The organism is Corallococcus sp. CA047B, from assembly GCF_003612065.1.
Lineage (GTDB): Bacteria > Myxococcota > Myxococcia > Myxococcales > Myxococcaceae > Corallococcus > Corallococcus praedator.
This window is the reverse complement of the sequence record NZ_RAWD01000481.1, coordinates 1-5,217: the sequence shown is the minus strand read 5'-3', so window position 1 is coordinate 5,217 and position 5,217 is coordinate 1. Positions and strand designations below refer to the sequence as shown.

At 65.7% G+C, this 5,217-nt stretch carries 3 protein-coding genes; 1 reads left to right on the top strand and 2 read right to left on the bottom strand.

What is annotated here, in order from left to right; genetic code table 11:
- Positions 1-212: 212 nt before the first annotated feature.
- Positions 213-3,467, top strand: a complete 3,255-nt coding sequence (carB, locus tag D7X74_RS39375) for a carbamoyl-phosphate synthase large subunit (protein ID WP_120538084.1) — start codon at positions 213-215, stop codon at positions 3,465-3,467.
- A gap of 48 nt (positions 3,468-3,515) precedes the next feature.
- Here the strand turns inward: carB and D7X74_RS39370 are convergent, their stop codons facing one another.
- The gene (locus tag D7X74_RS39370; RefSeq protein ID WP_120538083.1) at positions 3,516-4,199 is read right to left on the bottom strand and encodes a hypothetical protein; all 684 of its coding nucleotides are present in this window, start codon (positions 4,197-4,199) and stop codon (positions 3,516-3,518) included.
- Between the two features lie 11 nt (positions 4,200-4,210).
- Positions 4,211-4,981: a hypothetical protein gene (locus D7X74_RS42805; protein WP_147446855.1), complete on the bottom strand. Its 771-nt coding sequence runs from the start codon at positions 4,979-4,981 to the stop codon at positions 4,211-4,213.
- Positions 4,982-5,217: the final 236 nt, after the last annotated feature.

Genomic DNA, 5,217 nt, shown 5'->3' with positions numbered 1-5,217 from the left:
GCGGTGTCCTGGGCGAGGGCGGGCGCGGAGACGAGGACGAGCAGGGCCAGGGACGACCAGCGACGCATGGAACCTCCGGAAGGGAACGCGGCAGCGTAGCAGAGGACTTGAGGGTGCAGGTCCTGCGAGCGGGCGGGCGGCGGACAGGACCTTCGCACGGGGACAACGCACCGCGTGCATGTCGGGACGGAGGTTGGTATGGGGGGCGCCCGATGCCCAAGCGTACCGATATCCGGAAGGTTCTCGTGATTGGCTCGGGCCCGATTGTCATCGGGCAGGCCGTCGAGTTCGACTACTCAGGCACCCAGGCGATCAAGGCGCTTCGGGACGAGGGCGTGGAGGTGGTGCTGCTCAACAGCAACCCCGCCACGGTGATGACGGACCCAGAGTTCGCGCACCGCACCTACATTGAACCCATCACCGTGGAGGCGGCGGAGAAGATTCTCGCCGCCGAGCGTCCCGACTCCCTGCTGCCGACCATGGGCGGGCAGACGGCGCTCAACCTGGCCAAGGCCCTGGCCGAGAAGGGCATCCTGGAGAAGTACGGCGTGCGCCTCATCGGCGCGTCGCTGGACGCCATCAACAAGGCGGAGGACCGGCAGCTCTTCAAGGCGGCCATGCAGAAGATTGGCGTGGCGCTGCCCCGGAGCGGCTACGCGACGACGCTGACGGACGCGATGGCGCTGGCGGAGGACATCGGCTTCCCGGCCATCATCCGTCCCTCGTTCACGCTGGGCGGCACGGGCGGCGGCATCGCGTACAACCGCGAGGAGTTCGAGGCCATCTGCCGCTCGGGCCTCAAGGCGAGCCCCACCTCCACCATCCTCGTCGAGGAGAGCGTGCTGGGGTGGAAGGAGTACGAGCTGGAAGTGGTCCGCGACTCGGCGGACAACGTCATCATCATCTGCTCCATCGAGAACCTGGATCCGATGGGCGTGCACACCGGTGACTCCATCACGGTGGCGCCGGCGCAGACGCTGACGGACCGCGAGTACCAGCGCATGCGGCAGGCGTCGCTGGCCATCATCCGCGAGATTGGCGTGGAGACGGGCGGCTCCAACATCCAGTTCGGCATCCATCCGCAGGACGGCCGCATGGTCGTCATCGAGATGAACCCGCGCGTCTCGCGCTCCAGCGCGCTGGCGTCCAAGGCGACGGGCTACCCCATCGCGAAGGTCGCCGCGAAGCTGGCGCTGGGCTACACGCTGGACGAGCTGCGCAACGACATCACCCGGGACACGCCGGCCTCCTTCGAGCCGACGCTGGACTACGTGGTGGTGAAGGTGCCGCGCTTCAACTTCGAGAAGTTCCCCAAGGCGGACCGCACGCTGACGACGAGCATGCGCTCCGTGGGCGAGGTGATGGCCATTGGCCGCACCTTCCCCGAGGCGTACATGAAGGCGCTGCGCTCCATGGAGCTGGGGCGCGTGGGCCTGGAGTCGCCGGACCTGCCCTCGGAGAAGGAGGAGCGGGAGAAGGTGCTGCGCGAGGGCCTGCGTGTGCCCCGGCCGGAGCGGCCGTGGTTCGTGTCGCAGGCGTTCCGCGAGGGCCTGACGGTGGAGCAGGTGCACCAGTTGTCGGCCATCGACCCGTGGTTCCTGCGCCACATCGAGGCGCTGGTGCACGAGGCGCAGATGCTGGCGGACCACGGCCGGTTGGATCAGCTCCCGGACGACGTGCTCCGGCAGGCGAAGTCGCACGGCTTCTCCGACAAGTACCTGGGCAACCTGCTGGGCTACCCGGAGGCGGAGGTGCGGGCGCACCGGCACGCGCGCGGCATCCGGCCGGTGTTCAAGCGGGTGGACACCTGCGCCGCGGAGTTCGAGGCGTACACGCCCTACCTGTACTCCACCTACGAGGAGGAGGACGAGGCGCCGCCCACGGACCGGCAGAAGGTGCTGATTCTTGGCAGCGGTCCCATCCGCATCGGGCAGGGCATCGAGTTCGACTACGCGTGCGTGCACGCGGCCTTCGCGCTGCGCGAGGCCGGGTACGAGACGGTGATGGTCAACTGCAACCCGGAGACGGTGTCCACGGACTACGACACGTCGGACCGCCTCTACTTCGAGCCGCTGACGATCGAGGATGTGCTGGAGGTGTCCCAGCGCGAGAAGCCGGTGGGCGCCATCGTGCAGTTCGGCGGGCAGACGCCGCTGCGCCTGAGCGTGCCGCTGGAGCAGGCGGGGTTGCCGATTCTGGGCACGTCGCCGGACGCCATCGACCGGGCGGAGGACCGCGAGAAGTTCTCCAAGCTGATTGAGAAGCTGGGCCTGACGCAGCCGGAGAACGGGGTGGCGCGCAGCCACGCGGAGGCGTTCAAGGTGGCCGAGCGCATCGGCTATCCGGTGATGGTGCGGCCGTCGTACGTGCTGGGCGGACGGGCGATGGAGACGGTGTACGACGCGGCCAGCCTGGAGCGCTACATGCGCGAGGCGGTGAGTGCGTCGCCGGAGCACCCGGTGTTGATCGATCGCTTCCTGAAGGACGCCATCGAGGTGGACCTGGACCTCGTGGCGGACCGCACGGGGCAGGTGCTGATTGGCGGCGTGCTGGAGCACATCCAGGAGGCGGGGGTGCACTCGGGAGACGCGGCGGCGACGCTGCCGCCGCACTCGCTGTCGCCGGACCTGGTGGAGCGGATGAAGGACCAGGCCATCTCCATGGCGCGCGAGCTGGGCGTGGTGGGGCTGATGAACGTGCAGTTCGCCATCCAGGGGAAGATCATCTACATCCTGGAAGTGAACCCGCGCGCCAGCCGCACGGTGCCGTTCATCTCCAAGGCGACGGGCGTGCCGCTGGCGAAGATCGCCGCGCTCTGCATGGTGGGCAAGACGCTGAAGGAGCTGGGCCGCACGGAGGAGACGGAGTTCAAGCACGTGGCGGTGAAGGAGAGCGTCTTCCCGTTCGCGCGCTTCGCCGGGGTGGATGTGATTCTCGGGCCGGAGATGAAGTCCACGGGCGAGGTGATGGGCCTGGCGGACGACTACGCGTCGGCGTTCGCGAAGAGCCAGCTGGCGGCGGGGGTGAAGTTGCCCAAGGCCGGGCGGGTGTTCATCTCCGTGAAGGACGAGGACAAGCCGGCGGTGGTGGACCTGGCCCGGCGGCTGCGCTCCATGGGGTTCACGCTGACGACCACGTCCGGCACGCACGACTACCTGCGGACCAAGGGCATCGAGTCCCAGCTGGTGCAGAAGGTGAAGGAGGGCCGGCCGAACATCGTCGACAAGATCGTCGACGGGGAGATCGTGCTGGTCATCAACACCACCTTCGGCAAGCAGGAGATTTCCGACAGCTTCTCCATCCGGCGTGAGTCATTGATGCACTCGGTGCCGTACTACACGACGGTGCAGGCGGCGCGCATGGCGGTGGGCGCGCTGGAGTCGCTGAAGCGCTCGGACCTCGCGGTGAAGCCGTTGCAGGAGTACCTGTACGGCGAGAAGGGCATCCCGCCGGGCGGTCGTCGGTAGGGCAGGGCGGTCAAGGCTCGCGGCCCCTGGATGTTCCGGGGCCGCGAGTCATTCAGGCAGGAGACGGCAACACCAGATGTATCCGGAGCAGGCAGCGACACGCTTCTCGTTGGCTGAGCAGGTCACGGTGGTGTTGCAAGCCGCGCCATCCCTCGCAGGGAGTTCCTCCCCGTCAATGACCGTGTCAGGGGCGCTGCGGGAGTCAGCCCGGCGCAGGTCTGACAGACAGGCCCCCACGCGTCTGCATGCCTCATCGTCAATGGATGGAGGCCAGGGACCGTCGAGAAAGTCCTCGGGGGCGTAGCGGTCCTTGGGAAGGTCGCCGGTGTAGAGCAGCAGTGTTGCGTCGAGCGCCCCTGGAGACGCGCAGCGCTGGACGGGGCCCCACGGCCTGAAGTCGAGCACTTCGAACTCAGGGAAGCTGGCGCACCCTTGGAACTCATGGGACTTGCCGGTGAACCGGCCTCTGACCCGGTACCGCCCCTGTTCCCACACGTTGCGGCGCAGCTTCTCACGAGGCCGGTTCGCGCCAACGGCGAGGACACGCTTGAACGGGCCTGAGTCCGACTCAGCCAGGTTCAGCAGGTCCACACCGCAGTCCGAGGTCTGCTCGGCGAAGTACTCGGGAGCAATGGGTGGTGCGTTGATAGGGACGGGCTTCGATCTGGCTGATGCGAAGTAGTAGCTGCCTGCGAACCCAGCGCCAAGCAGCGTCAGTGCGGCCAGATACAAGCGCGGTCTCATCAATTCACCTGGTCTCCTACCTTTGAATGAAGCAGTCGTGGCGCTACCGCTTTGGAGTACTGGTACCACTCAGCCCCAGAGCTGAGCACCACTTTACCTGAGTTGTCGTGGATCTTCTCGAAACCTACCTTGCCATCAGAGCCCTCCGCGAAAACGGAGAACGCGCTGGCCCACTTTTCGGCAAAAGCCTTGGTATTGCATCCAAAAAACTTGTGCGGATGGGTCGCTGCCTTCTGGGGGACGAACGAGGATGGGGCAACTTTCTTGATGTCAATCACGGTTACGATTGCGCTGGATGCTGGCGAGACGGCTTCATTCGAGGAGTCGTGGTCCAGCGAAAGCCACAGGTCATTCCGGGCATGGCCGTAAAACCAAACCCGACTCACCTTGGTGCTTTTGAGCTTGTTGATGTAGTCCCAGAATCCTTGAGCGAGCGAAAGTCCCTCGTACTTCCAGCCGCGATCCTTGGCGCGTGCCTTGAGGAGGTCGATGTAATTCAGGCGCTTGCGTTTTGTTTTGATGTCGACGGTGTGCTGGTGTTGAGTTGGAGCGGACTTCTGATGGGTTGTGTCGCTATCCCATCGGTCCTTGTAGGCGGGTTCGTAGACCAACCAGTGCACATCCTCTGTCGCTGGATCGTGTAGCTCGGCACCGCTGGAGCGAAGCAGCGGAGGGGTGACGAAATTATCCCAGCTCTGGTCATGCCGGTCCGGGTCCTTGGGGTTGTATTTCGAGGGACCACCCGAGAGAATGATGAAAGCGCTTTTCAAATCCCCACTCCTTTGAGATGCGGTGAGTCAAAAAATCGATATCTCAGGGCGAGGTCAGCCGGCCTCGACCCATCTCCTGAACCGGTGCAGGGCGCATGCGAGTTGAGTAACAGCACCTAACGAAAGTCAGGGCTGGGCTGGCCGTTGGCAAGGGGCATCCTCAGCTTGAGGGACATGGTCCGTGAACTCGTCCCCGACGCCTTCTGGCAGCGCGTGGCGCCCCTGCTGCCTCCGCC